We start from the raw sequence: 23,888 nt of genomic DNA on the forward strand, positions 1-23,888 counted from the left end.
CCGCCAGGGCGTGTCCAGAGAACGGGCCAGAGGACCGCCGTGGTTGCTCACCAGAGTGGCCAACACCGGCCTCCAGCGGTCGGGGTTGGTGATGCGGACGTTGAGGTAGGCGATGGCACGGGTGGTGTCGACGGGTTCGATCTCGATGCGCGCGGCCTCACGCATGCGCACGTCCGCTGCCGCCAACTCCCCGTACTGGGCAGTGCGGCAGGTCAGCACCAAAGGGGCGCGACCCAGGGCATTCTGGTAGGCGTTCAGCCGGTCCACGGCGCGGACGGCGCGGCGGCGGGCGACGGGCGTCCCGGTGGCGTCCATTTCGTCGAGGCCGTCCAGGACGGGTAGCACTCTGTTGTGTTCGACCAGGGCGCGGGCGTCGGCCAGAGAGATGCCCCGGTCGCTGAATCGTTCGCTGATTTGTTCGGCAAGCCACGCTTGCAGCGGTTGCGAAGTGTCCCAGTTGGCGAGGGACAATCGGACCGGCACGGGGTCGGTGGGGGCCAGATCGTTGAGGAGGGTGAGCAGCAGGTTCAGAGCGAGCAGGGTCTTTCCTGCGCCGGGCTCGCCGGTGATGACCAGCCGGGCGGGCCGCAACCGCCGGTAGTAGGGCAGTACATCGCTCAGGCGCCCATGGAGGTCGGCGCCCGCGGCATTGTTGGTCGGCTCCGGGAAGTAGTGAAATGCCAGGTCGATGCGGTGGCCGCCTTGGCCGAGCAACTGATTGGCCTGGTGTGTCTCAGAGGCCAGGACCGCCCTGGCCAAGACATTTGCTTTCGCATCCAGGTCGGGGGCGCTTTCGCTACGGTCGCCACGGTAGCCGGACCAGGTGAGGAATGCGCCCGGCACCGTGGGTATCAGGGCGATCAACGTGGTGGCCGCTGACGCCAGGCGCAACTCCTTGGACAACCATATTGCCAGGGACCCGGCCACGACTTGCAGCCCAAGGTAGATGACGCCCACACGGCGTGTACGGGATTCCACGGTAGAGCCATCCCCCGCGCCGTCCCTGACGGACAGGAAGTCATCCCGCCTGGTATCAGATTGTGATGTACAAGTCACAGACTTGCTCCAACCTGGGGCTCACCTGGTGGCGGATGCCCCGGCCGGCTTCTCGGCTGTCCCGGATCGCTGGTTCCCACCTGCTGACCCCCACGTCCCTGCTCGGGACGTGGGGGTCTTCGCGCATGCGGCGGCAGATGCCGTTGCCGCACGCAGTGGGTGCGTTGCCCGGCGGGCGTACCGCTGCCGTCCTGTGGTCCAGGGGGGCGTCACGTCGTGCACGGCCACCCGGGCGGTGGGCAACCGATATCGGCCAGGCAGGCCGGATCTCACCTCTTAAGACACGTTTCCTTTGCAAGTTCTTCACATGTGAAAGTGAGGATTCCTTCAACAACGAACCATTCGGGGGGTGGTTGCGGTGCACGTGCACCATTTTTCGTATGGGTTGCTGAACCCACTGCTGGCCTATGCCGTGTCCGTCCTGGGGTGCGTGCTGGGCCTGCGCTGCACCGCGCGCGGGCAGTGGTCGGCGGGCCGGGCGCGCGCGCTCTGGCTGCTGGCGGGCGCCGCCGCGATCGGCGGGACGGGCATCTGGGTGATGCACTTCATCGCCATGCTCGGCTTCTCCGTCACCGGTACACAGGTCCGTTACGACATCCCCCGCACCCTGCTCAGCCTTCTCGTGGCGATCGTCATCGTCGCCATCGGACTGTTCATCGTCGGCTTCCGCGGCACGGGCACGGTCCCGCTGCTGCAGGGCGGCACCGTCACCGGTCTGGGCGTGGCCGCCATGCACTACATGGGAATGGCCGCGATCGGCCTGAACGGCCACATCCACTACGCCGCCGGCACCGTCGTCCTGTCCGTTGTCATCGCGGTGGGTGCCTCCACCGCCGCGCTGTGGGCCGCCATGCGCGTCCACCGTGCCTGGGCCACCGTCGGTGCGGCCATGGTCATGGGGGTCGCGGTGTGCAGCATGCACTACACCGGCATGGCCGCCGTCCACGTCACGACCGGGGGGCACGGCACCGTGCCGGGCACGGCCGCCACCGCGTTCCTGGTGCCGATGATGACCGCCATCCTCCTGCTGACCTTCGTCCTCCTGGGCGCCGTCCTCCTCGACCCCCCGCGCGAACTCGTCAGCCCCCGCACCCCGGCCACTCCCGACGAACGCGAGAAGACCTCCCTGTTCGAACGCCGCTGACCTCGCCGGGGCGGGGTGCGGGTGTTCGGCCGGGCCGGCCCCGCGCGGCCGCCGAAGGACTCGACCTGTTCGCGGGTGTGACCGGCTCGGGGATGGCGGCGAGTCCGGGGGCGTCTTCGCCGGCTCGGGGCGTGTGAGAGCGGCGCGGTCGGGACCTGGGGGTTCGGTCGGGCGGCGGGCCCCCGGGGGAGGGGTGCTCGGGGTGAGGGCGGGGGTGCCCCAAGGGGCAGGGAAGGGTGCCCGGCGGGGCGGTCGGGGTGCCTGGTGGGGGTGGGCGGCCGGTGGGACGGTGGTCGGCGGGCGCCGCCCGTGGGCGGGTGGCACGACGCCGGCCTGGGGGACGGATGTACGAGCACGAGCACGACGCCGAAGTCGCCGCCGGCCGGCGGCCGAAGGCGGACGGGGATGCCGGGACCGCCGCGGCGCCCGAGGGGTTGCTGATGAAGGCCGCGGCTGGCGGACGGGCCGACGTACTCGGTACGTCGGGGCTGCTGCGCCTGCAACGGTCGCTCGGCAACAGCGCGGTGGGCGCGGCGCTGGCGGAACAGCGCGAGGAGCAGCACGGGGAACGCTCCCCCGTCCACGACGTGGTCGGGTCCGGGGGTCGCCCGCTCGAACCCGAGGTGCGCGCGGACATGGAGGCGCGGCTCGGCCACGACTTCGGCGACGTACGCGTGCACACCGACGCCGCCGCGCACGAGTCCGCGACGGCGGTTAACGCCCATGCGTACACGGTCGGTTCGCATCTGGTGTTCCAGCGGGACGCCTACGATCCGGGCTCCCACCAGGGCCGTACGACGCTGGCCCACGAACTGACGCACGTCGCCCAGCAGCGGTCCGGCCCGGTCGACGGTACGGAGGCGGCGGGCGGCATCAAGGTCAGCGATCCGTCGGACCGGTTCGAACGGGAGGCGGTGGCGACCGCGGAACGCGCGATGGCGGCCCCCGCGCCCGCCGTCCAGCGCTCCCCGGCGGGCGACGCGCCCGAGCCGTCCGCTTCGGACGACGTGCCTGTGCCGGACGCCGCGGCGTCCCCCGGCGGGGCCTTCGTCCAGCGCGAGGCCCCGGGGGAGGAGCCCGAGGAAGAGGCTCCGGCGCCATGAGAGCGGCTCCGCCGGGTGTGGCCGCGCCGACGTGCCCGGCGGGGCTTCGCGTCCTCGATCGCCGCACGGGCTCAGCGTCGTTGCCCGGCGGATCGGGCCGTGGCGCACGTCGGGCCGGGCGTCGTCGCACCGCTGGGCCGGTCGTGGTCGCCAGGGAGGAGTGACCGGTGAAGGCTGCCCCGGAGCGGGACGCCGGCGGGGAGACGTCCGTACGCGCCCCCGCGGTACGCCCGCGCGCCGAGCAGCCGGCCTTGCCCGAACCGGCCGCTGCCGCTCCCGCCGCCACCGCGCGTGGACCTGTTGACGTCAAGGCGTTGCAGCGCTTGCAGGCGCGGGCCGGGAACGCCGCCGTGGCCCGGATGGTCGCCCAGCGGGCGGCGGCGGGGCGGCAGCCCGGGACGACCGGGGGCGGTGGGCCCACGCTGCAGCGGCTGGACGCCGGCGGCGGACAGGGGCTGCCCGTGGCGCCGGAGGGGTTGTCGCCCGCGCAGGATCCCCGGTTTCGCCAGGTCACCGCCGACGTACGGAAGAAGAAGGCGGCCCTGACGCGGCACCCGAGTGCGAAGACCGCGGTCAAGGCGGCGCAGGACGCCGCGGTCGCGCCGGGGGACGACAAGGAGGCGCAGGCGAAGGCCGCGCAGGTGGGGGAGATGGGGGCGGCGAAGGCCGCGCCGTTCGACAAGGCCGGGTTCGTGGCGGCGGTGAACCAGGCGATCGCCGCGCAGGCGCCGAGGAATCTTCAGGAGGCGGACGGGTTCGCCGCGTCGGGCAGGGCCGACGCGGTGAAGGGGCAGGTGGCCGGGCAGGTCACCGCCGGGAAGCAGCAGTCGGCGAAGGACATCGCCGAGAAGACGGCGGCGGCGCCCGACCCGTCGAAGGCCGTGGAGAAGCCCGTCACGCCGCTGGCGCCGCCGCCCGCGGCTGTCGCGCCCGCGCCGCCGGACGCGAAGGCCGCGGCGGTCGCGCCGGCGCCCGCCGAGCAGACGGACCTCTCCCAGGGCCCGCGCCGGACCGACGCGCAGATGGCCGACGCGAAGCTGACGCCGGAACAGCTCGCGCACTCCAACGAACCGCAGTTCGCCGAGGCGCTCGACGCCAAGCGGCAGGCGGATGCGCACGCGGCGAGCGCGCCCGCGCGGTACCGGGCCATGGAGAGCGCGCGGGTCGCCGCCGAACAGGCGGGTGCCGGGGCCGTCGGGACGGCGGGCGTACGGGAGCTGGCGGGGGCGCACGCCGGGGCCACGCAGCGGGTGGCGGGCGGGCAAGGGGCCGCGAAAGGGCAGGAGGAGCAGGCGCGGGCGGCCGTCACCGCCGAGATCAAGACCGTGTTCGACGGCACGAAGGCCGAGACGGAACGGATACTCGGGGCGCTCGACGGCGAGGTCGAGACCGCGTTCGACACCGGGCAGAAACGGGCCAAGGACGCCTTCACCGCCGACCATCAGGCGCGTATGCGGCGGTACAAGGACCAGCGGTACTCCGGACTGGACGGCGCCGCCCGCTGGCTGGCCGACCTGGTGACGGACCTGCCGCCGGAGGCCGACCGGATCTTCCAGGAGTCGAAGAAGCTCTACGAGCAGGAGATGCAGAAGGCGGTCTCCGGCATCGCCGACCTGATCGGGCGGCGACTGGGGGAGGCGACCCAGCGGATCGCCAAGGGCCGGGCGGAGGTCGAGGCGATCGTGGCCCGCCAGCCCCCGCACCTGCGCCGGTTCGCCGACGAGGCCGCGCAGCGCATCGGCGGCGACTTCGACCAGCTGGACTCCTCGGTCGACGAGAAGTCCAAGGCCATGGTCGACGACCTGGCCCAGCGCTACACCGCGGCCCGCAACGAACTCGACGAGGAGATCAAGACCCTCCAGGCCGAGAACAAGGGGCTGCTGAGCAAGGCGCAGGACGCGATCGGCGAGACCGTCCGTACGGTGATGCAGCTCAAGGACATGCTGCTGGGCGTACTGGCGCGTGCGGCGGGCGCGATCGACAGGATCGTCGCCAGGCCGATCGAGTTCCTCGGCAACCTGGTGAACGCGGTCAAGGCCGGTGTGACGGGTTTCGCCGCCCGGATCGGCGACCACCTCAAGAACGGCCTCAAGCAGTGGCTGTTCGGGCAGCTCTCGGCGGGCGGCATCGAGATCCCGGAGACCTTCGACGCCAAGGGGATCGTCAAGCTGGTGCTGTCGGTCCTCGGCCTGACCTGGAACAGCATCCGGTCCCGGGTGGTGACCGCGATCGGTGAACCGGCGATGAAGGCGCTGGAGTCGACCTTCGAGATGGTCAGAATCCTGGTCACCGAGGGCGTCGGAGGGCTGTGGCGGTGGATCGTCGAGAAGCTGTCCGACATCAAGGACACGGTGATCGGGGCGATCAAGGACTTCATCACCGAGAAGATCGTCACGGCCGGCATCACCTGGATCGTGAGCATGCTCAACCCGGCGTCGGCGTTCGTCCGCGCGTGCAAGGCGATCTACGACGTGGTGATGTTCTTCGTCAACCGGGCCGCGCAGATCAAGAGCTTCGTGGACTCGGTGCTGGACTCCGTGGAGTCCATCGCGAGCGGCGGCGGGGGCGGTGTCCCGGCGCTGATCGAGAACACGCTCGCCAAGGCGGTCCCGGTGGTGCTGGACTTCCTGGCAAGCCTGCTGGGGCTCGGCGGGATCTCGGAGAAGATCAAGTCGATTCTGGCGAAGGTCCAGGCACCGGTGACGAAGGTGGTGGACTGGGTCATCGGGAAGATCGTGGGGGCGGGGAAGAAGCTGCTCAACACCCTCCGGCGGCGCGGGAGGAGCTCCGGCGAGGACGCGGCCTCCGGGACAGAGACCGAGCAGAGCGCTCAGATCAAGGAGCGCGCCGGCCGGGACATCGGCGCCGCGTCGTCTTCGGTGAAGTCCGCCCCGGAGATGATGCGGATCCTGGGCGCGGTGCAGGCCAGGTACGGCCCCCAGGGCCTGAAGTCACTGGAACTGCGTGCTGCCGGGGTGGGCGGGAAGTTCTCCGTGCTCGCCGAGGCCAGCCCGGTCAGCAGTGTGGCGGAAGTCGTGACGGACCTTACGGCACCCACCGCCGCGGACCTGGAACTGCGACTGGGCGCGTTCTCCCAGGAGACGCACCTGTTCGCGGATCTGCCAGGCGGCCCGTACCGGACGAAGAACGATCCAAGGGGTCTGCACGCCGAGGTGAAGTTCATCGGACACCTGGACGCCGGGCTGAAGGCCGCCCCGGAAGGATCGACCACGAACATCACCGTGAAGATGAACCGGACGCCCTGCCCGGCGTGCTCGGACGCGCTGATGGCCGCACAGCGTCACACCTACCCGGGGTCACGCAAGATCAAGCTGACCGTCCTCGCGACCAGCATCTACGGCGGCTCCCAGCGGCAGTCGCAGCTCAGAGAGGACGGAAACGTCACGCTGCGCGTGTCCGTCGCGAAGAGCACGCTCAAGAAGCTCGGCGACCTCCAGGCGGCCGGCGTCACCCTGGGGGTCTGGGACATCTGGAGCCACATCCGCGCTGAGGTCCTGCAGGGCATGCCGCCCGTACCGGGACTCGACCTCCCGGCGATCGAAGCGCACGTCAAACGGAGCGAACAGCTTCGCGGCTGGCTCAAGGGTGTCGCCTCGGAATTCCGTCCCGAGTTCGTGCTCGACAAGAGAAAGGTGCGGCGCTGAACGTGACCGCACCCGCCCCACCTTCGTGGGCCCGTCCGAAGCCCCCGCACGCAGCGCCCCGCCCCCACCCCCTGTCGCCCCCTGCCCGAAGGGGCACCCCCTCGTTCCCCGCAGGCCGGCCGGCAGGTCATGACCGGCGAAGGGGGGAAGGGACACGCTGGGCACGGTCAGTCGGGTGGGTCGCAGGGGGAGGAACGGGGATGCCGTCGTACTTGTCGCCGGGCGTCTATGTGGAAGAGGCGGAGGCCGGGTCGCGGCCGATCGAAGGCGTGGGGACGGCGGTCGCCGCGTTCGTGGGGCTCGCCGCGGACGGACCGTTCCACCAGCCGACGCTGGTGACGAACTGGAGCCAGTTCAGCCAGACCTTCGGCGACTTCATCGACGGTTCCTACCTCGCGCACGCCGTCTACGGCTACTTCCTCAACGGCGGCGGCACCTGCTACGTCGTACGGATCGGGCAGCCGGCCGAGGACTCCGGGACCCCCGCGCCGGCCCGCGTCGCGCCCAAGCAGCGCGCCAAGACCGCCGTGTCCGCCGGGCCGCGGGCCGCGCTCGGCGGCGGATTCCAGGTGGCCGCGCTGGACGGCGCCGGGGAGAACCTGAGTGTGGAGATCGCCGACGCCGGGGGCGAGGGCGCCGCCGAGGACGCGTTCACCCTGCTGGTCAAGCGCGGCGACCACACCGAGGAGAGCTTCGAGGTCTCCGCCAAGCGCGGCCAGCGCGCCTACGTGGTGTCGGCGGTCCGCGAGAAGTCCAGGCTGATCGTGGTCGAGGAGGCCGGCGGCACCCAGACGCCGGCCCGTCCGGAGAACCAGACCGTGGCCGTACCGCCCGGCGACGCCGCCGTACCCGCCGTGCCGCCCGCCGCCCTCACCCCCGCGCAGTACGTCGGCAGCGCCGCCGACCGTACCGGCTTCGCGGGCCTGGAGGCGGTGGACGAGGTCACCATGCTCTCCGTCCCCGACCTGATGAGCGCGTACGAGCAGGGCGCGCTGGACGCCGAGGGCGTCAAGGCGGTGCAGCTCGCGATGATCGCGCACTGCGAGCTGATGGGGAACCGGGTGGCGATCATCGACCCGCTGCCCGGCCTCAACCCGCAGCAGGTCAAGGACTGGCGGCAGACCGGCGCCGGATACGACTCCAAGTACGCGGCGCTGTACTACCCGTGGATCAAGGTGGCCGACCCGGCGACCGGACGGCTGCGGTTCGTCCCGCCGAGCGGGTCGATGGCCGGGGTGTGGGCCCGTACCGACGAGGCGCGCGGGGTGCACAAGGCGCCGGCCAACGAAGTGGTGCGCGGCGCGGTGGAGCTGGCGACCCGGCTCACCAAGGGCGAGAACGACCTGCTCAACCCGATCGGCGTCAACTGCATCCGCGCCTTCCCCGGCCGCGGCATCCGGGTGTGGGGCGCGCGCACCCTGTCCTCCGACCCGGCCTGGCGGTACCTGAACGTCCGGCGGCTGTTCAACTACCTGGAGGAGTCGATCCTGATCGGCACCCAGTTCGTGGTCTTCGAGCCGAACGACGACGCGCTGTGGGCCCGTATCCGCCGGACGATCTCCGCCTTCCTGGTCAACGAGTGGCGCAAGGGCGCCCTGTTCGGCCTCACGCCCGACGAGGCGTTCTACGTCAAGTGCGACCGGGAGACCAATCCCGCCGAGGGGATCGACGCGGGCCAGGTGGTCTGCGAGATCGGCGTCGCGCCCGTGAAACCGGCCGAGTTCGTGATCTTCCGGCTGTCCCAGTTCTCGGGCGGGACCAGCCTCGTCGACGAGTAACGAGCGACGTTCACCTTACGGAAGGCAGGTAGCGGCACATGGCACTCCCCGACCTCGACACCTCGGTGGGCCACTCCTTCGGCCTGGAGTTCGACGGCGTCGTCATCAAGCAGATCACCGAGGTGACCGGCCTGAAGATGGAACAGGACGTCATCGAGCTGAAGCAGAACACCAACGACGGCAAGTATGTGATCAAGAAGCTGCCGGGCCGCCCCAAGGCGGGCGAGGTGACCCTCACCCGTGGCCTCACCGCCGACCAGAGCTTCGAGAAGTGGATCAAGGACTCGCGGTTCGGGAAGATGAGCGCGGTGCGCAAGGGCGGCGCGATCATCGTCTTCGACTACGAGGGCAACCCCATCAAGCGGTACACCCTGGTCAACGCCTGGCCCAAGAGCCTGGAGATCGGCTCGCTCAAGGCGGGCGACACCAGCGTGCTGACCGAGAAGGTCGTCATCACCTACGAGTCGATGGACGTTGCGTGAGGCACTGATGCGTCGTCAGACAGCGCCCGGGGCGCTCGCGGAGACGGAACTCACCGTCGGCCAGGCGGGCCCGGCAGCGGCGGGGAGCGGCGGGCCGTCCGGTCACCGCGAGCCGCTGCGCACCGAGTTCCCCTTCGATCTGCCGCGCGGATACGTCGACGACTCCGGGCAGGTGCACCGCTCCGGCGTGATGCGGCTGTCCACCGCCCGGGACGAACTCGTACCGCTGCGCGACGACCGGGTACGCGAGAACCCCGCGTACCTGTCGGTCGTGCTGCTCGGCCGGGTGGTCGTCAGGCTCGGCACGATCACCGACGTGCACGCCGGGATCATCGAGGACATGTTCGCCTCCGACCTCGCCTTCCTCCAGGACTTCTACCGCCGGATCAACGCCGAGGGCCACACCCGCGCCCAGGTCACCTGCCCGTCCTGCGCCACGGCGTTCGCGGTCGACCTGGCGGGTGGGCGCCTGGGGGAATCGTGACGTACGCGGCCGACGAGCTGTACGACGAGGTCGCGTACATCGCCTACCACTTCCACTGGCCCCTCGACACCCTCCTCGACCTCGAACACCCCGAACGCCGCCGGTACGTCCAGCAGATCACCCGGCTGAACCAGCTCGCCGCGGGGCGGTGAGCGGAACGTGGGCGTGCGGGAGGTCTGGGGGCGGTTGCTGGGCGGGGGCGTGCCGCGTGACGCGGCTCCCGGGACGGTGGGGAACTCCTCCGCCTCCGAGGCCGGTCCGCGCGCGCCCCGGGGCGAGTGGCGCGGGCTGCCCGTCCAGCGGGCCAGCTTCGCCGCGCCCCCGCTCCTCACCGGGCCGGACACTTTCGCCGCCCGCCTGACCGCGTGGCAGAACCCCTCCCTGTCCGGGGCATTGGGACACGTGGTCAGCGATGCGGCTCCGGCGGGAGTCCTGCACGGGGTGGCCGAGCCGGTCGCGGCACCGGGAGACGCGGCGGGTACGGAGGTACCTACGGACGTACGGCCGGTGGTGGTGCCGCCGGTCCGGCCGGGGCCGCCCGAGGAGCGCCTGACCGTGGCGAGGGCGGTGGACCTCCCGGTGCGGACGCTGTTCGCGGCGCCGGGCGGCGGGGTGGGCAAGGGTGTGGCGGAGACGGGTTCGGTGGGGAAGGGGTTCGCGGAGAACGGGTTCGCGGAGAAGGTTTCCGCGGAGCCGGTACGGGCGGAAGGGCCGGCGCGGGAAGCCCCGCAGGCACCGGTACCGGCTGACCGGCCGCTCCTGGGGGAGCGTTCCCCGTTGAGGGAAGGGGCGAGCGGGCCGGTCGTCCAGCGGTCGGCCGATCGCGGGGTGGCCGAGGGAACGGGAGAGGGGCTGCCGTCGGCGCCGTCGCCCGCACCGGCCACGCATCGGCCCCGGCCGCTGGGGCTCGGGGCGCCGCTGCCGTCCGGGGTACCCGTGCGGCGCTCGGGGTCCCCGGAGACGGGAAGTCCGGCGCCCGGCGCCGCGGGGTCGCCCCCGAGGACGGGACGCCTCGGCGCCCCCCTCCCGGCGACGCCCGCCCCCGCCGATTCGGTCGTGCCCCTGCTGGGTGATGCGTCGCCGCTGGTCCAGCGGCAGGTGGTTGAGGGGGGCCCCGACTCCGGAGAGCCCTCAACGGGTCTTGGCGACGGTGGGGTTGATACGGGTAAGCGGTCGGCGCTGACGTCCGCCCCGGCTGCGGCGCGGTGGGCGGAGGACGGGGCTCGTACGGATGCGCGGGCGGATCCGGCGTCCGTCCAGCGGACCGCGGGGACGGACACGGAGGGCGGTCCCGCCGGTCCGGTCGTAGTGCCTGAGGTGGCGGCAGGTGCCGCGCCGCCCTTGCCGTACCGTCCCGACGTCGAGGCCCCGCACGACCTCGCGGGGGCGGCGGCCGAACCTGACGTTTCGATGGCGCCGTTGCTCGGCGATGCGGCGCCGCTGGTTCAGCGGGCGGCGATCGACGAGGGCGACGGGCCTGTCGTGGGGCCTGAACCGGCGGATGAGCGGTGGATCCCTGCCCCTGGGCCGCTGGTCCAGCGGGCGGCGTCCGAGGGGGGCGCTGGTTCCGCCGCGCCGCTGCTGGGTGATGCGGTGCCGCGCGTCCAGCGGCAGGTGGCGGACGGGGAGGGCGGGCCTGTCGTGTCACCTGAACCGGTGGGGGAATCCCCCTTCGTCGACTCCGGGTCGTGGGCTCAGCGGCGGGCGTCCGGGGAAGTGACTGGTCCCGTGGCGGCGGCTGAACCCGCCGGGCGCGTCACGGGTGATGCGTCGCCGCTGGTGGAGCGGCAGGTGGCGGACGGCGTCGCCTCTCCCGGCGTGGGTCCGGAATCGGACGGTGCTGCAGCGCCGCTGCTCGGTGAGTCCGCGCCGCTCATCCTGCGGCACACGGATGAGGGAGTCGCTGGTCCCGTGGCGGCGGCTGAACCCGCCGGTCCTCTCGCCTCCCTGCCCGGGGACTCCACGCCGCTGGTGCAGCGACGGGTGGCCGCGGAGGGGGACGCGGGCGCTGCGGGGTGGGCGGTTTCCGCTGCTGAGAACGGGGTTCGGGGGGACGTACGGGCGTCCGTTCAACGGAGCGCGCGAGGTGACGAGGGCAGTGGACTCGACGGCTTGGGCGTACGGGCGGAGGGGCCGGGCGCCGGGTCGCCGGTGGGCGGGCCGTTCGCCGATGGGAACGGGCCCGGGCCGGTGGTCGACCCCGCGGGGCCGTCCGTGGCCCACCCGACCGGGCCGCCGGCCTCCGACCCGGCGGGGTCCGGACCGGTCGCTCCCCTGCTGGGTGATGCTGCGCCCCTCGTCCAGCGGCAGGTGGCGGACGGTGCCGCCGTAGTGCTGCCGACTCCGCCGAGGGTCCGTGCGGTCACCGCGCCGGTGGCCGCCGCGGACGGGGCGCCCGTAGCCGTACGGCCGGTGGAGGTGCAACGGCTGACGGGTCCGGACGGGGCGGCGGACGGGCCCGTGGTCGGGCTGGTCGGCGAGCGGGGTCTGGAGCTGCGGTCGGCTCCGACGCCGCGCCAGGCGGATGCCGGTGCGGTGCCGGTCGAACCGCCGGTCGTGCCCGTGGTCTGGGTGCCGCCGACCGCCGGAGCGGCGTCCGTGCAGCGGTTCGCCGAGCCGTCGTCGGTGGGGGCGGGCGCGTCCGTGCGGCGGTTCGCCGCGGCACCGCCGCCCGCAGCCGCCCCCGTACGCCCGTTCCTTCCCGCGCTCGGCGCTCCGGCCGCCGCCGTGCAGCGGTACGCGTCGCCCCCGGCCGTGCCCGGTCCGGTCGGCGGCACACCGTTCCCACCGAGCCTCCAGCGGTACGACGCGGCGGGGAGTGCGCCGAGCGATCCCGGGTCGGTTGCCGTCGCGGCCGGGATCGCCCAGCGCGCGCCGGACGGTTCCGTGGTCTTCGCCGCGCCCGCGCCGCCACCCGCGCCCGCGCCCGAGTCCGCGGCGCCCCCGACCGTACAGCGCGAGGCGGACGCGACACCGGCTCCGGAGCCCGCACCCGCCCCCGTGCCCGCGACCGCCCCGCCTCCGTCCCCAGCCCCCGCGCCACCGCAAGGGCATCCCGAGAACACCGACGAACTGGTCCGGCGGCTGATCGCCCCGCTCAGCCGGCTGCTCCGGGCCGAACTGCGGCTGGACCGCGAGCGCGCCGGCCTGCGCCTCGACTCCCGCCACTGACCGAGACCCGACCCGCACGACCGCACCGTCCCGCACGACTTGCACCGACCCGCACCGTCCCGCACGACCTGTACGGACCGCACCGTCCCGCACACCGACTTGCACCGACCCGACCGTCCCGCACGACCGCACCGTCCCGCACGACCTGTACGGACCGCACCGTCCCGCACACCCACCCCGCACAACGAGAGGAGCAGGTCATGACCGCCGCCGCAGCGGACGAGGATCCGGCCGTGAGCGTCTGCTTCGTGGTCGAGATCGACGACTTCAGCCTGGGCTCGTTCAACAGTTGTGAGGGGCTGGGCTGCGAAGTGGTGATGGAGCAGCGGGAGGAGGGCGGGAACAACGGGTACGTGTGGCAGCTGCCGTCGCGGATCAAGTTCTCGAACATCAAGCTGAGCCGCCCCGTGACGAAGGACACCGAGAAGGTCACCCGGTGGATCGCGAGCATGGTGTCCGGCGTGACGCGCAAGACCGGCCACATCAGTGCGATGACGATGGACGGGACCGTGGTCGCCCGGTGGAGCCTGCTGGACGTCGTGCCGGTGCGCTGGCAGGGCCCCTCGCTGAGCCCGGAGACGCCCAAGGTGGCCACCGAGACGCTGGAGATCGCCCACCACGGGTTTCTGCCGGCGGGTCGGTGAGGCGGTGGAAGTCGGCGCACGCCGCCCGCACCGCGTAAGCCGCCCCCGTAGCCCGTAGCCCGTAGCCCGTAGCACGCGGCCCGCGGCCCCGCCCGCGACCCGTAGCCCCCGCCCCGCCCGTGACCCGCACCTCGCAAGCCGCACCGCGCAGCCAAGGAGCCCCGCGCATGTCCTCCTCGCCGATCGCCTTCACCGCCGCCGCCCCGGCCGGCCCCACGGCAGGCGGCTCCGCCGCCGGGGCGCGCCCCAAGCTGGAACGCGCCTACCTGGAGCTGCGGCACCCGCCGCCGGACGGCGGCACCAGCACACCCGGGCCGCGGCTGGACAAGATCGAGTTCCAGTTCAACCCGAAGGAGCTGACCCTCGCCAAGTCGGCCACGTGGGAACGGAAGACGGCGCGCGGGGCGAAGACGGCGGGGCCGGCCGAGTTCAAGGGGCCGGAGCCGTCGAAGCTGACCCTGGAGATGTTCTTCGACGCCACCGCGCTCCAGGACCACAAGGTGGTCGCGTCCGTGGAACAGCTCTTCGCGTGCTGCGTGCCGACCGACCAGACGCACCAGAAGAAGAAGGGCACGCCGCCGTTCGTGATCTTCCATTGGGGCGGGCTGACCGGGTTCGTCGGGTTCGTCAGCCAGGTCCAGGCGAAGTACACGCTGTTCACGGCGGGCGGGCTGCCGATCCGGGCGGTCTGCCAGGTCACCCTGGAGGAGCTGGCCGCCGGGCTGCCGGGCCAGAACCCCACGTCGGGCGCGCTGTCGGCCCGCCGGGTGCACCACGTGGTGACCGGCGACACGCTGCCGCTGCTCGCCTTCCGGGAGTACGGCGACCCGGCCGCCTGGCGCGCGATCGCCGAGGCCAACGACATCGACGACCCGATGCGCCTGACCCCCGGCCGCACCCTGCTGCTCCCGGCCGCCGAAGAGCTGGGCTCCTAGCGCCGAACCCCACCCCGGAAAGGACAGTCCCCCGATGGCCGGAGAGACCTTCGCCAACACCCTGTCCGTGGAGGCCGGCGGCCGGCCGCTCCCGCCCGACGCGGCCGAACTGCTCGTCTCCGGCTACGTGGACGACAGCGTCCACCTGCCCGACCTGTTCGTCCTGCGCTTCCGCGACCCGAACCACCTGGTGCTGAAGAAGACCGGCATCACCCTCGGCACCCCGGTGAGGATCTTCGCCCGCGCCGGGGACGACCCCGAGCGGCAGCTCCTGGTCTCCGGCGAGGTGACCGCCGTCGAGGTGGACCTGGACAGCACCGGCACGTTCACCGTGGTCCGCGGCCTCGACCACGCGCACCGCTTCTTCCGCGGCCGGCGGGTGGCCGGCTACCGGCAGATGACCGCCTCCGACGTGGCCGTGCAGGTGGCCCGCAGGGCGGGGCTGCCGGTCGGTACGGTCGACGCGACCACCACCGTGTACGAGCACCTGGCCCAACCGGGCGTCACCGACTGGGAGTTCCTGCACCGGCTGGCCGACCTGGCGGGCGCCGAGGTCGCGGTGACCGACGGGAAATTCGTGTTCCGCGATCCGGCGCGGGCCGCGGGGGCGCCCGATCCCGCCACCCGGCCGGAGGCCAGCCCGTACGTGCTGGAGTTCGGCCGGAACCTGCTGCGCTGCCATGCCGCGGTGACCGCCGCCGACCAGGTGCAGCAGGTGGAGGTGCGCGGGTGGGACGTACAGGCGAAGGCCGCGGTGGTGGCGCGCGCGCCCGCCGACCGCGGCGACCGGCTGGCGGTGGGGCTGACGCCCGGGGATGCCGCGCGGCCGTTCGGCGAGGCGGTGTTCCTGGCCACCGACACCCCCTACGGCACCCAGGCCGCCGCCGACCAGGCGGCCCGCGCGCTCGCCGCCGACCTCGCGGCGTCGCTGGCCGAGGTGGACGCGGTGGCGATGGGTATCCCGCGGCTGCGCGCGGGCACCGCCGTGACGCTGGCCAACGTAGGGGCGCCCTTCGAGGGCAAGTACACGATCACCGCCAGCCGCCACGTCTTCGACCCGGACACCGGCTACCAGACGTGGCTGACGGTCGGCGGGCGCTCCAACCGTTCGCTGTACGGGCTCGCGTCCGGCGGCGGAACCGGGTCGCCGGGTGCGGGCGACCGGATCGGCGGGCTGGTCAACGCGACCGTCACCGACACCCGTGACCCGGCGGGCCTGGGCCGGGTCAAGCTGGCCTTCCCGTGGCTCAGCGACGACTACGTGAGCGACTGGGCGCGTACGGCGGGGCTCGGCGGCAAGGGCGGCGGCGGGGTGTTCGGCCCCGAGGTCGGGGACGAGGTGCTGGTCGGCTTCGAGCAGGGCCGGGTCGACCACCCGTACGTCCTCGGCGGCCTCTACAACGGCCGGGACCAGCCGTCCGCGCACGACGCGCCGCTCACCGACGCCACCAGCGGCGCGGTCAACCGCCGTTCCCTGGTGTCGCGTTCGGGCAACCGGATGGAGCTGCTGGACCGCGCCGGCGGGCCGCAGGGCGTGCGGCTGGCCACCGGCGACGGGAAGCTGACGCTCCACCTCGACCAGCAGGCCACCCAGGTCGTCGTGCACAGCGACGGCAGCGTGGAGATCACCGCGAAGGAGAAGGTGACCGTCAGGGCCGAGCAGGGCATCGCGGTGGACGCGGGGAGCGGAAAGCTGGAGCTGACCGGCGACTCGGTGAAGGTCACCTCCCGGAGCGGGGTCGAACTCGACGGCGGCGCGGGCGCGCTGAAGCTCCGGACGCAGGGCCAGGTGGACGTCAAGGGCACGACGGTCGGCGTCAACGGCTCTGCCAGCACCGAGATCAAGGGCGGCGCGACCTGCTCCATCAGCGCGGCGCTGGTCAAGATCAACTGATGCGGACGAAGGAGCGGTAGGAACAATGCCCCCAGCAGCGAGAGTCGCCGACCCCACCGGGCACCCCGGCGTGCTCGGTCCGCCCGGTGTGCCCACCGTCCTGATCGCCGGCATGCCGGCGGCCGTCGTCGGCACCCCGCACATCTGCTCCTTCCCGCCGCCGGCCGTGCACCCGCCGACCGCGATCGTCCCGCCCGGCTGCCCGACCGTCCTGATCGGCGGCCTGCCGGCCGCCCGGGTGGGCGACCTGGCCGGGTGCGGCGCCCCCGTCCTCATGGGCGCCCCGACCGTGCTGATCGGCGGGTGAGCGGGCGATGGGAGAGCAGTTCATCGGCGCCGGCTGGGCGTTCCCGGCCCGCACCGACGCCACCGGCTCGGTCGCGCTGGTCACCCGGCAGCGCGAGATCGAGGAGAGCATCCGGCTGATCCTGGCCACCGCCCCCGGCGAACGCCCGATGCGCCCGCTGTTCGGCTGCGGCATCCACGAGTACGTCTTCGCACCCGCCGACGCCGCCACCGCCGGCCTGATCGCCTACGAGGTGCGGATCGCGCTGGAGCGCTGGGAACCGCGGATCGACCTGGTGGACGTCACCGTCAGCTTCGACGCGGTGGACTCCGGCACGCTCTACATCGACATCGGGTACGCGGTGCGGGGCACCAACGACCCGCGCAACCTGGTCTTCCCGTTCTATGTGATCCCGTCGCACGAGGGGCCGGCCGACGGTCCCGCTGACGAAGGTGGCCGCTGATGTCCCTGCCCCGGCCCCATCTGGACGACCGCCGCTTCCAGGACCTGGTCGACGAGGCCAAGCGGATGGTGCAGCAGCGCTGCCCGGAGTGGACCGACCACAACGTCTCCGACCCGGGCGTCACCCTCATCGAGGCCTTCGCCCACATGGTCGACCAGCTCATCTACCGGCTCAACCGGGTGCCCGACAAGCACCACGTCGCCCTCCTCGACCTGATCGGCCTGCGCCTGTTCCCGCCGTCCGCCGCCCGTACCGACGTCACCTTCTGGCTCTCCGCGCCGCAGCCGGGTCCCGTGCCGGTACGGGAGGGCACCGAAGTGGCCACCGTACGCACCGAGACCGAGCAGGCCGTCGTCTTCACGACCGAGCGGGACCTGGTCATCGTGCCGTGCGAGTTGACGGCGCTGGCGGTACGGCAGACGGACCTCCGCGCGCAGGGGGACCTCCGTGCGCGGTCCGACCTCGCTGCCGCCGCCGATCCCCGGGCCGCGCCGGAACCGCGGACCGTGGACCGTACCGCCGAACTCGCCGACGCACGGGGTGTGTCCTGCTTCTCGGCGGTGCCGCAGCCCGGTGACGCCGTGCTGTTCGGGCTCTCCTCGGCCGTGCCCGGTTGCGCGGTGGCGCTCCGGCTGGCGTTCCCGGTGGCCGGGCACGGCATCGACCCGCACGACCCGCCGCTGGTGTGGGAGGCGCGGACGGCCGAGGGGTGGACGCCGTGCGAGGTGGAGAGCGACGGCAGCGGCGGCTTCAACCGGCCGGGCGACGTCCTCGTGCACGTCCCCGAAGGCCACCTGGCCGCCCCCGAGGCCGGCCGCCGGGCGGGCTGGCTGCGTGCCCGCGTCCTGCCGCCGGACGGTGCGCGCCGCCCCTACTCCGCGAGCCCCCGGCTGCTGTCCGCGACCGCCTTCACCGTCGGCGGCACCGCGCCCGCCGTCCACGCCGAGCGCGCCGCCGCGGAGATCCTCGGCCTGTCCGAGGGCGTCCCCGGCCAGACCTTCACCGTCGCCCGCCCACCGGTGGTCACCGGCCGCGAACCGTTCACCGTCACCACGCCCACCGCCGAAGGCGACCGGGAGTGGACCGAGGTCGAGCACTTCGGCGCCTCCGGCCCGGACGACCGCCACATCCGGCTCGACCGCAGCACCGGCGAGGTGGCCTTCGGCCCGGCCGTCCGCGAACCCGACGGCACCTTGCGGCAGTTCGGCGCGGTGCCCCCGCAGGGCGTGCCGATCCGGGCTCTGCCGTACCTGACCGGCGGGGGCCGCCGTGGCAATGTCGCCCGCGGCGCGCTGTCCGTGCTGCGCAGCTCCATCCCGTACATCGCCCGGGTCGGGAACCGCCGCCCGGCCACCGGCGGGGTGGACGGCGAGGACGTCGACAACGCGCGGCTGCGCGGCGCGCTCTCGCTGCGCACCGGGCAGCGCGCGGTCACCGCGGCGGACTACGAGTACCTGGCCCGGCAGGCCGCCCCCGAGATCGCCCGCGTCCGCTGCGTGGCCACCGAGACCGGGCCGGACGCGGGGGGCGTACGGGTCCTGCTGGTTCCCTGGGCCGAGGACGACGGCGCCGGGCGGCTCGCCTTCGAGCACCTGGCCTGTCCGCCCGAGCTGATCAACCGGGTCGTCACCCGCCTGGACCAGCAGCGCACCCTCGGCACCCGGCTGCTGGTCGAACCCCCCTTCTACCGGGGCGTCACCGTCGTCGCCGCCCTCCAGTCCACCGCGTCCGCCGCCCCCGCCCGCGTCCAGCAGGCCGCCCTCACCGCCCTCCACCGCCACCTCAACCCGCTCACCGGCGGCGCGGACGGCACGGGCTGGCCGTTCGGCCGCGCCGTCCAGTCCGGCGAGATCTTCGCGGTCCTCCAGCGGGTGCCGGGCGTCGAACTCGTGGAAACCGTCCGGCTCTTCCCGGCCGACCCCGGCAGCCGCCGCCGCGGTGACGCCACCGACCGCATCGACCTGCCGCCGGGCGCGCTGGTCTTCTCCTACGACCACCAGGTCCGGGTGGTGGGCGGGTGAGCGGGAGTTCGGGGGCGTGGCCGGCCGAGCGCTACCCGGCGGCGGCGGATTCGGGGGGTGGCGCGGAGGTTGGGGCGGGGGTTGGGGCGGGGGTTGGCGACCAGGGTGAGGGTGGGGGTTCGGGTATGGGGGTTGGCGATAGGGGTGCGGGTGGCGGTTCGGGTGAGGGGGGTGGCGGTGCGGGCGCGGAGGTTGGCGGCGAGGGGGCGGGCGCCGGCGGCGGTGGGCGTACGGGCGGGCGCGCGCTCGTGCCGGGGCTGGTCTCCCGGTATCCGCTCGGGCTGCAACTGCCCGGCGTGTACGCCGAGGACGACTTCGTACAGCGGTTCGCCGCCGGTCTCGACGAGGTGCTGGCCCCCGCCCTCAGCACGCTCGACAACCTCCCCGCCTATCTCGACCCCGGCCTCGCCCCGGCCGACTTCGTGGCCCTGCTCGCCGCCTGGCTCGGCGCGGAGCCGGCCGCGGACGGCGCGGAGCGGTCCGCGGTGTCCGGCGCGGTCCGCGCGCACGCGGTACGGGGTACGCGCGCCGGTCTCGCCGACGAGATCCGTCTCGCCTTCGGCGTGGTCCCGGACATCACCGAGAGCGGCGGAGCCCTCGGCTCCACCACCCCGGGCAGCCCCCTGCCCGGCAGCGCGGTGCCCCACCTCACCGTGCGCCTCCGCGTCCCCGACCCCACCGCTTTCGACACCCGCGCCCTCACCGCCCTCGTCACCCGCAGTCGCCCGGCCCATCTGCCCGTCACGGTCGAGGTGCTGGGCACGGACTGACCCGCGAAGTGTGTCCCGACCCTGCCCTTTCGGGCGCCCCCGATGACCCGCCGACTGCCCCGGAACGGCTGGCCGGGGCGCGGTGCGTATCGCCACGATGGGAGGGCCGGGCCAACGGTTCCTGGCTCCGCCCTGCACGGGGAGCGGCCTTCCGGCCCGGGGGGTCGGCAACCCCATGCCGCCGCGGCGGCGAGGCGCCACGACGGTGGAGTTCGGCGGTGCCAAGCCGGCGGGCGGTGCGGGCGGTGCGGGCGGTGTCGGTGCCGCCGCGGCGGCGAGGCGCCTGATGGTGACGCGGTGCGGGGCGGTGGCCGGTGCGCCGCCGCGGTGGCGGGTTCCGCGTGGTGCCTCTGTGCCGGGGTCCGTGCGGGGGCCGGTGCCCTGATGCCCTCGCGGCGGTGAGGTGCCACTGGGGGTACCTCCCGGGCCGAGGTTCTGGGCGCGGCGAGGTTCGGCGGTTCCGGGCCGGCCCTTGAGCCCCGGGCACCGGAGTGTGCGGCTGAGCTGGACGAAGGGGACGAAGGGGGAGAACGGTCAGTGGTCGAGTGCACGGCGTGCGGGCAGCGGTGTGAGCCGGGGGAACAGTTCTGCGGTTCTTGCGGCGCGTTCCTGGAGTGGGCCGAGCCGGGTGCCCCCGCCCCGCGCCCGGCGGCGGTGGCGGGTCCCCCTTCCGTAGCGCCGGGTAGGGTTCCGCCGCGCCCGCCGGGTCCCCCTTCCGTACCGCCGACCGTGCCCGCACCCCCCGCAGGTTCCGCGCCGCCCGCCGCCTCCGTACCGCGGCCCGCCCCCGTACCGCCGGAGGCCCCCGCTCCGGTACAGCCGCAGGCCGGTGACCCCGGGGAGCCGAGGCCGCGGCCGACCGTGGCGCGGAGGCCGGAGGAACCGCCGCCCGCGCCCGGGGACCTGATCTGCGGGCAGTGCGGTGCCGGGAACGCGCCCGCGCGGCGGTACTGCCGGCGATGCGGCGCGTCGCTGGCGGACGCGCCGGTCGCGCGCCGGGCGCCGTGGTGGCGGCGGCTGTTCAGGCGCCGGGCCCGGCCAGCCCCGGCGGCGGGGGAGCGGCCCGCGCCGGGTCTGCCGGGACGGCTGCGTACGTTGCGCCGGCCCCGGCTGCTGGTACCCACCGTGGTCGTCGCCCTCGCCGCCGCCGGCTTCGTACTGCGCGGTCAACTGCACGACGCGGTCGACGCCGTACGGGACCGGACGGCCAAGACGCAGCAGGTGCACGCCGTTTCCGTCACGGCCTCCAGCGCCTTACGGGGGCACCCGGCGGCGCTCGCGGCGGACGGTACGAACGACCGCTACTGGGCGCCGGCCCGCCCGGGGGACGCCCGGGGCCAGTACCTGGAGGCGCGGTTCGACCAGCCCTTCCGGTTGCTCGACATCCTGGTGAGCCCCGGCGCCTCGCCCACCGAGCAGCAGTTCCTCACCCAGGCCCGCCCCCGTACCCTCCTCGTCACGGCCACCGACTCCCGCGGCCGCACCGCCCGGCGCACGATCACCCTCGCCGACACCCCCGGCGAGCAGCGCTTCCACGTCGCGGTCAGCGACGTCGTCCGCGTCCGCCTCACCGTCCAGGGCGCGTACGGCACCGGGCCCGGCCGCCGGGTGGCGGTCGCGGAGGTGGAGTTCTTCAAACGCGGCTGACGCCCGGGCGACCGCTGGTCAGACGCCGCTGAGGCCGCGCTGCGGGGAGTCGCCGGGGTGGGTCCAGGTCGCCGGACCCGGGGGCAGGACCCCCAGGTCGTCCAGCATGCGGGCGTGGCGCAGTTCGGCGTGGTGGGCGGCGACCGGGTCGCCCGCCTGGCGGTGGGCGGTGACCAGGAGGCGCCAGACCGCGTCCTGGAACGGGTCGATGAACAGCGCGTGGTGCGCGGCGGCGACCGCGGACTGGGGGCGGTCGCGGGCGAGTTCGAGCTCGGCGAGGGTGTGGGCGGCGCGCACGGCCTCGGCGCGGTAGTGCTCGCGGAGCGGGACCACCCACTCGGCGGGTCCGTCCTCGGGGAGGAGCTCGCCGGTGTAGAGGCGCAGGGCCTGGGAGAGGGAGTCGGCGGCCTGGTCGGTGAGGCCGTGCGAGGCGGCCCGCAGCCCGGTGCCGACCGCGGTGTCGAAACAGTGGACGTCGCAGGTGCCGCCCGGCGGGAGGGAGAGCATGTACGCCTCGCCGGACCGTACGAGGATGCGGGTGCGGCCCCGGTCGATGCCGGGTTCCAGGAAGGTGCGCAGCGCGGAGACGGCTACCTGGAGGCCGCGGCCCGCGGTGCGTTCGGGACTCTCCGGCCACAGCGCCGCCATCAGACGTTCGCGGTGGACGGGCCGGCCCGCGTGGACGGCGAGCAGGCGGGCCAGCGCCCGGACGCGGGGCCGGGTCGTTCTCCAGTCGAGCACCTGATCGCCGACGGTCGCCTCGAAACGGCGGAAGCAGCGCAGGGAGAGCGGGGGCGCCGCGGTCACCGGGGACGCGGGCGGGTACGCGGACGAGCGCGGCCCAGGGGCGGTTCCTGCGGCCGGAGGCTGGGCGGCGGGGCGGGGGCCGGGGTTCGGCGGTCCGAAGGAGGGCGATCCGGCGGGCGACGGCTCGGTGGCCGACGACCCGGCGCGGCGCCGCAGGTGCTCGTAGAGCAGCGGGACGCAGTCGTAGCGGCACTCGCCGCGCCGCCGCACCAGCCCGTAGCCCTCGTCCAGCTCCTCCAGGACGCCCGAGCCGTCGTCGGTCAGCCACCGGCCGTTCTCCGCGGAACGGCAGATCCGTTCGAAGTCGCGGGCCAGCGGGGCCGGGAGGACGCCCAGCACCTCGCGGTCCAGATAGGCGCGCACCGCGGACGAGGCCAGCACCGCCTCGGCGAGCGTGCCCGGACGAGCGCCCGCCCGCCGCGGCACCTGGCCGCACAGCCGCAGCGCCACCGGCCAGCCCTGCGTCAGCCGCCCCAGCGCGGCCAGCTCCTCCGCGAGCGCCGACCCGCCCGGCGCGCCGAACCGCGCCAGGGCCTGCCGTATCTCCTCCCGGTCGAACGCCAGCTCCCGCGCGGTGACGACGACCGTCCCGGACAGTTCCAGACGGGCCAGGTTGATGGCCGGCCGGCGGCGCCCGGCCAGCGCGATCCGCAGATTGGCGGGCGCGAGCAGCGCCAGCTCCTCCAGCGCGGCCTCCACCGGGTTGCCGTGCACCAGGTGGACGTCGTCCACGAGCAGCAGTACGGGTTCGGTTCGGCGCTCGACGGCGAGAAGCACGGATTCGACGGTGGGGGTGGGGTGCGGGCGGGGCGGGGGGTACGCGGCTCCGGGAGCGTATGCCGAGCTGTCTCCGGGGCCGTCCGCGGCTCCGGGGCGGTAAGCCGAAACGTCACCAGGGCCGTACGCGGCTCCGGTGACGTAAGCCGAACCGTCGGGCGGCGTGTCCGGCGTACCGGCGCCGTACGCCGGACCGCTGCCCGCGCCCTCCCCGGTGAGCTGCCGCATCAGCCGGTCGAGCAGGGGGACGGGCCCTCGGGTGTCCCGGTACGGCCGCCAGGCGATGACCTGGCCGGGGAAGGACTGCGCGTAGTGGGCCAGCACGATGGACTTGCCGTAGCCGGCGGGCGCCACGACGAGAGCGAGCGGGGCGGCGGCGTGCTCGGCGAGCAGGGCCAGCACGCGGGACGGCACGGGACTGGAACCGTAGGTCGACATCGTTCGCGGCACCACGACGGAGCGCTCCTTCCCGTGACCGGGCGGGGGCCGAGGCGGATTCCTGACTGCCGAGCGGGCGCGGGCCGGGCCGTCGGCCGCGGGAGAACGGAGGATCGATGCTCACTGTAGGCAACCGCGGGGTCACCCGCCAGCCAATCCGCCACTCTCCACCGGCGGTTGGCACCACCAGGTAAATCATGATCTTGGGTCGTATAAGGGGCAAAGGTGTCACACGTGACCTTCGCGCCTCTCCCACCTGGGGCGATGCGTCGGCGAGCGCGGTTGCGGCGGGGATCGGGCGGGAATGGCGTGGGGGGGGGGGC

18 protein-coding genes are annotated in these 23,888 nt (G+C 74.0%); 16 read left to right on the forward strand and 2 right to left on the reverse strand.

The window, feature by feature from the left end; translation table 11 throughout:
• Positions 1 to 957, reverse strand: a 957-nt coding sequence (locus VIW71_RS17075; protein ID WP_331623170.1) for an NACHT domain-containing protein, incomplete at its 3' end; no start/stop codon positions are given.
• 484 nt (positions 958 to 1,441) lie between these two features.
• Here VIW71_RS17075 and VIW71_RS17080 point away from each other — a divergent pair.
• The 16 genes from VIW71_RS17080 to VIW71_RS17155 all read left to right on the forward strand — a co-directional run bounded on the left by VIW71_RS17080 (position 1,442) and on the right by VIW71_RS17155 (position 21,543).
• Positions 1,442 to 2,200: an MHYT domain-containing protein gene (locus VIW71_RS17080; RefSeq protein WP_331623171.1), complete on the forward strand. Its 759-nt coding sequence runs from the start codon at positions 1,442 to 1,444 to the stop codon at positions 2,198 to 2,200.
• 344 nt (positions 2,201 to 2,544) lie between these two features.
• A complete protein-coding gene (locus VIW71_RS17085; protein ID WP_331623172.1) occupies positions 2,545 to 3,303 on the forward strand; it encodes a DUF4157 domain-containing protein in 759 nt (252 codons plus the stop codon).
• A 167-nt stretch (positions 3,304 to 3,470) separates the two neighbouring features.
• Positions 3,471 to 6,968, forward strand: a complete 3,498-nt coding sequence (locus VIW71_RS17090) for a phage tail protein (RefSeq protein WP_331623173.1) — start codon at positions 3,471 to 3,473, stop codon at positions 6,966 to 6,968.
• A 200-nt stretch (positions 6,969 to 7,168) separates the two neighbouring features.
• Positions 7,169 to 8,746, forward strand: coding sequence for a phage tail sheath subtilisin-like domain-containing protein (locus VIW71_RS17095; protein WP_331623174.1), 1,578 nt, complete (start codon positions 7,169 to 7,171; stop codon positions 8,744 to 8,746).
• Positions 8,747 to 8,784: 38 nt separating this feature from the next.
• Entirely contained in the window at positions 8,785 to 9,228 is a 444-nt protein-coding gene (locus tag VIW71_RS17100; RefSeq protein ID WP_331623175.1) for a phage tail protein, read from the forward strand.
• Positions 9,229 to 9,235: 7 nt separating this feature from the next.
• Complete coding sequence (locus tag VIW71_RS17105) at positions 9,236 to 9,712, forward strand: hypothetical protein (protein ID WP_331623177.1); 477 nt, start codon at positions 9,236 to 9,238, stop codon at positions 9,710 to 9,712.
• Positions 9,709 to 9,864 (forward strand): DUF6760 family protein, encoded by a 156-nt coding sequence (locus VIW71_RS17110; RefSeq protein WP_331623178.1) that lies wholly within the window; start codon positions 9,709 to 9,711, stop codon positions 9,862 to 9,864. The genes VIW71_RS17105 and VIW71_RS17110 overlap by 4 nt, the downstream gene beginning before the upstream one ends.
• A 2,062-nt stretch (positions 9,865 to 11,926) precedes the next feature.
• The gene (locus tag VIW71_RS17115) at positions 11,927 to 12,883 is read left to right on the forward strand and encodes a hypothetical protein (protein ID WP_331623179.1); all 957 of its coding nucleotides are present in this window, start codon (positions 11,927 to 11,929) and stop codon (positions 12,881 to 12,883) included.
• 200 nt (positions 12,884 to 13,083) lie between these two features.
• Positions 13,084 to 13,527, forward strand: a complete 444-nt coding sequence (locus VIW71_RS17120) for a phage tail protein (protein ID WP_331623180.1) — start codon at positions 13,084 to 13,086, stop codon at positions 13,525 to 13,527.
• A 167-nt stretch (positions 13,528 to 13,694) separates the two neighbouring features.
• A complete protein-coding gene (locus tag VIW71_RS17125) occupies positions 13,695 to 14,462 on the forward strand; it encodes a peptidase M23 (RefSeq protein ID WP_331623181.1) in 768 nt (255 codons plus the stop codon).
• Between the two features lie 34 nt (positions 14,463 to 14,496).
• Positions 14,497 to 16,356, forward strand: a complete 1,860-nt coding sequence (locus tag VIW71_RS17130) for a VgrG-related protein (protein ID WP_331623182.1) — start codon at positions 14,497 to 14,499, stop codon at positions 16,354 to 16,356.
• Positions 16,357 to 16,381: 25 nt separating this feature from the next.
• Positions 16,382 to 16,663 carry a PAAR domain-containing protein gene (locus VIW71_RS17135; protein WP_331623183.1) on the forward strand — a complete coding sequence of 94 codons (282 nt, stop codon included), beginning with the start codon at positions 16,382 to 16,384 and terminating at the stop codon, positions 16,661 to 16,663.
• A gap of 7 nt (positions 16,664 to 16,670) precedes the next feature.
• Complete coding sequence (locus VIW71_RS17140; protein ID WP_331623184.1) at positions 16,671 to 17,105, forward strand: GPW/gp25 family protein; 435 nt, start codon at positions 16,671 to 16,673, stop codon at positions 17,103 to 17,105.
• The gene (locus tag VIW71_RS17145; RefSeq protein WP_331623185.1) at positions 17,105 to 19,126 is read left to right on the forward strand and encodes a putative baseplate assembly protein; all 2,022 of its coding nucleotides are present in this window, start codon (positions 17,105 to 17,107) and stop codon (positions 19,124 to 19,126) included. The genes VIW71_RS17140 and VIW71_RS17145 overlap by 1 nt, the downstream gene beginning before the upstream one ends.
• A 125-nt stretch (positions 19,127 to 19,251) precedes the next feature.
• The gene (locus tag VIW71_RS17150) at positions 19,252 to 19,896 is read left to right on the forward strand and encodes a phage tail protein (RefSeq protein WP_331623186.1); all 645 of its coding nucleotides are present in this window, start codon (positions 19,252 to 19,254) and stop codon (positions 19,894 to 19,896) included.
• Positions 19,897 to 20,991: 1,095 nt separating this feature from the next.
• Complete coding sequence (locus VIW71_RS17155) at positions 20,992 to 21,543, forward strand: NADase-type glycan-binding domain-containing protein (protein ID WP_331623187.1); 552 nt, start codon at positions 20,992 to 20,994, stop codon at positions 21,541 to 21,543.
• A gap of 18 nt (positions 21,544 to 21,561) precedes the next feature.
• On the opposite strand, the gene VIW71_RS17160 is transcribed toward VIW71_RS17155, so the two are convergent.
• Entirely contained in the window at positions 21,562 to 23,580 is a 2,019-nt protein-coding gene (locus VIW71_RS17160; protein ID WP_331623188.1) for an AfsR/SARP family transcriptional regulator, read from the reverse strand.
• Positions 23,581 to 23,888 lie beyond the last annotated feature (308 nt).

The organism is Streptomyces sp. (assembly GCF_036524955.1).
Classification (GTDB): Bacteria; Actinomycetota; Actinomycetes; order Streptomycetales; family Streptomycetaceae; genus Actinacidiphila.

Coding starts and splice junctions, on each gene's coding strand:
- VIW71_RS17135 (WP_331623183.1), top strand. CDS start 16,382: ATGCCCCCAGCAGCGAGAGTCGCCGACCCCACCGGGCACCCCGGCGTG.
- VIW71_RS17085 (WP_331623172.1), top strand. CDS start 2,545: ATGTACGAGCACGAGCACGACGCCGAAGTCGCCGCCGGCCGGCGGCCG.
- VIW71_RS17130 (WP_331623182.1), top strand. CDS start 14,497: ATGGCCGGAGAGACCTTCGCCAACACCCTGTCCGTGGAGGCCGGCGGC.
- VIW71_RS17150 (WP_331623186.1), top strand. CDS start 19,252: ATGGGGGTTGGCGATAGGGGTGCGGGTGGCGGTTCGGGTGAGGGGGGT.
- VIW71_RS17145 (WP_331623185.1), top strand. CDS start 17,105: ATGTCCCTGCCCCGGCCCCATCTGGACGACCGCCGCTTCCAGGACCTG.
- VIW71_RS17140 (WP_331623184.1), top strand. CDS start 16,671: ATGGGAGAGCAGTTCATCGGCGCCGGCTGGGCGTTCCCGGCCCGCACC.
- VIW71_RS17125 (WP_331623181.1), top strand. CDS start 13,695: ATGTCCTCCTCGCCGATCGCCTTCACCGCCGCCGCCCCGGCCGGCCCC.
- VIW71_RS17100 (WP_331623175.1), top strand. CDS start 8,785: ATGGCACTCCCCGACCTCGACACCTCGGTGGGCCACTCCTTCGGCCTG.
- VIW71_RS17095 (WP_331623174.1), top strand. CDS start 7,169: ATGCCGTCGTACTTGTCGCCGGGCGTCTATGTGGAAGAGGCGGAGGCC.
- VIW71_RS17120 (WP_331623180.1), top strand. CDS start 13,084: ATGACCGCCGCCGCAGCGGACGAGGATCCGGCCGTGAGCGTCTGCTTC.
- VIW71_RS17105 (WP_331623177.1), top strand. CDS start 9,236: ATGCGTCGTCAGACAGCGCCCGGGGCGCTCGCGGAGACGGAACTCACC.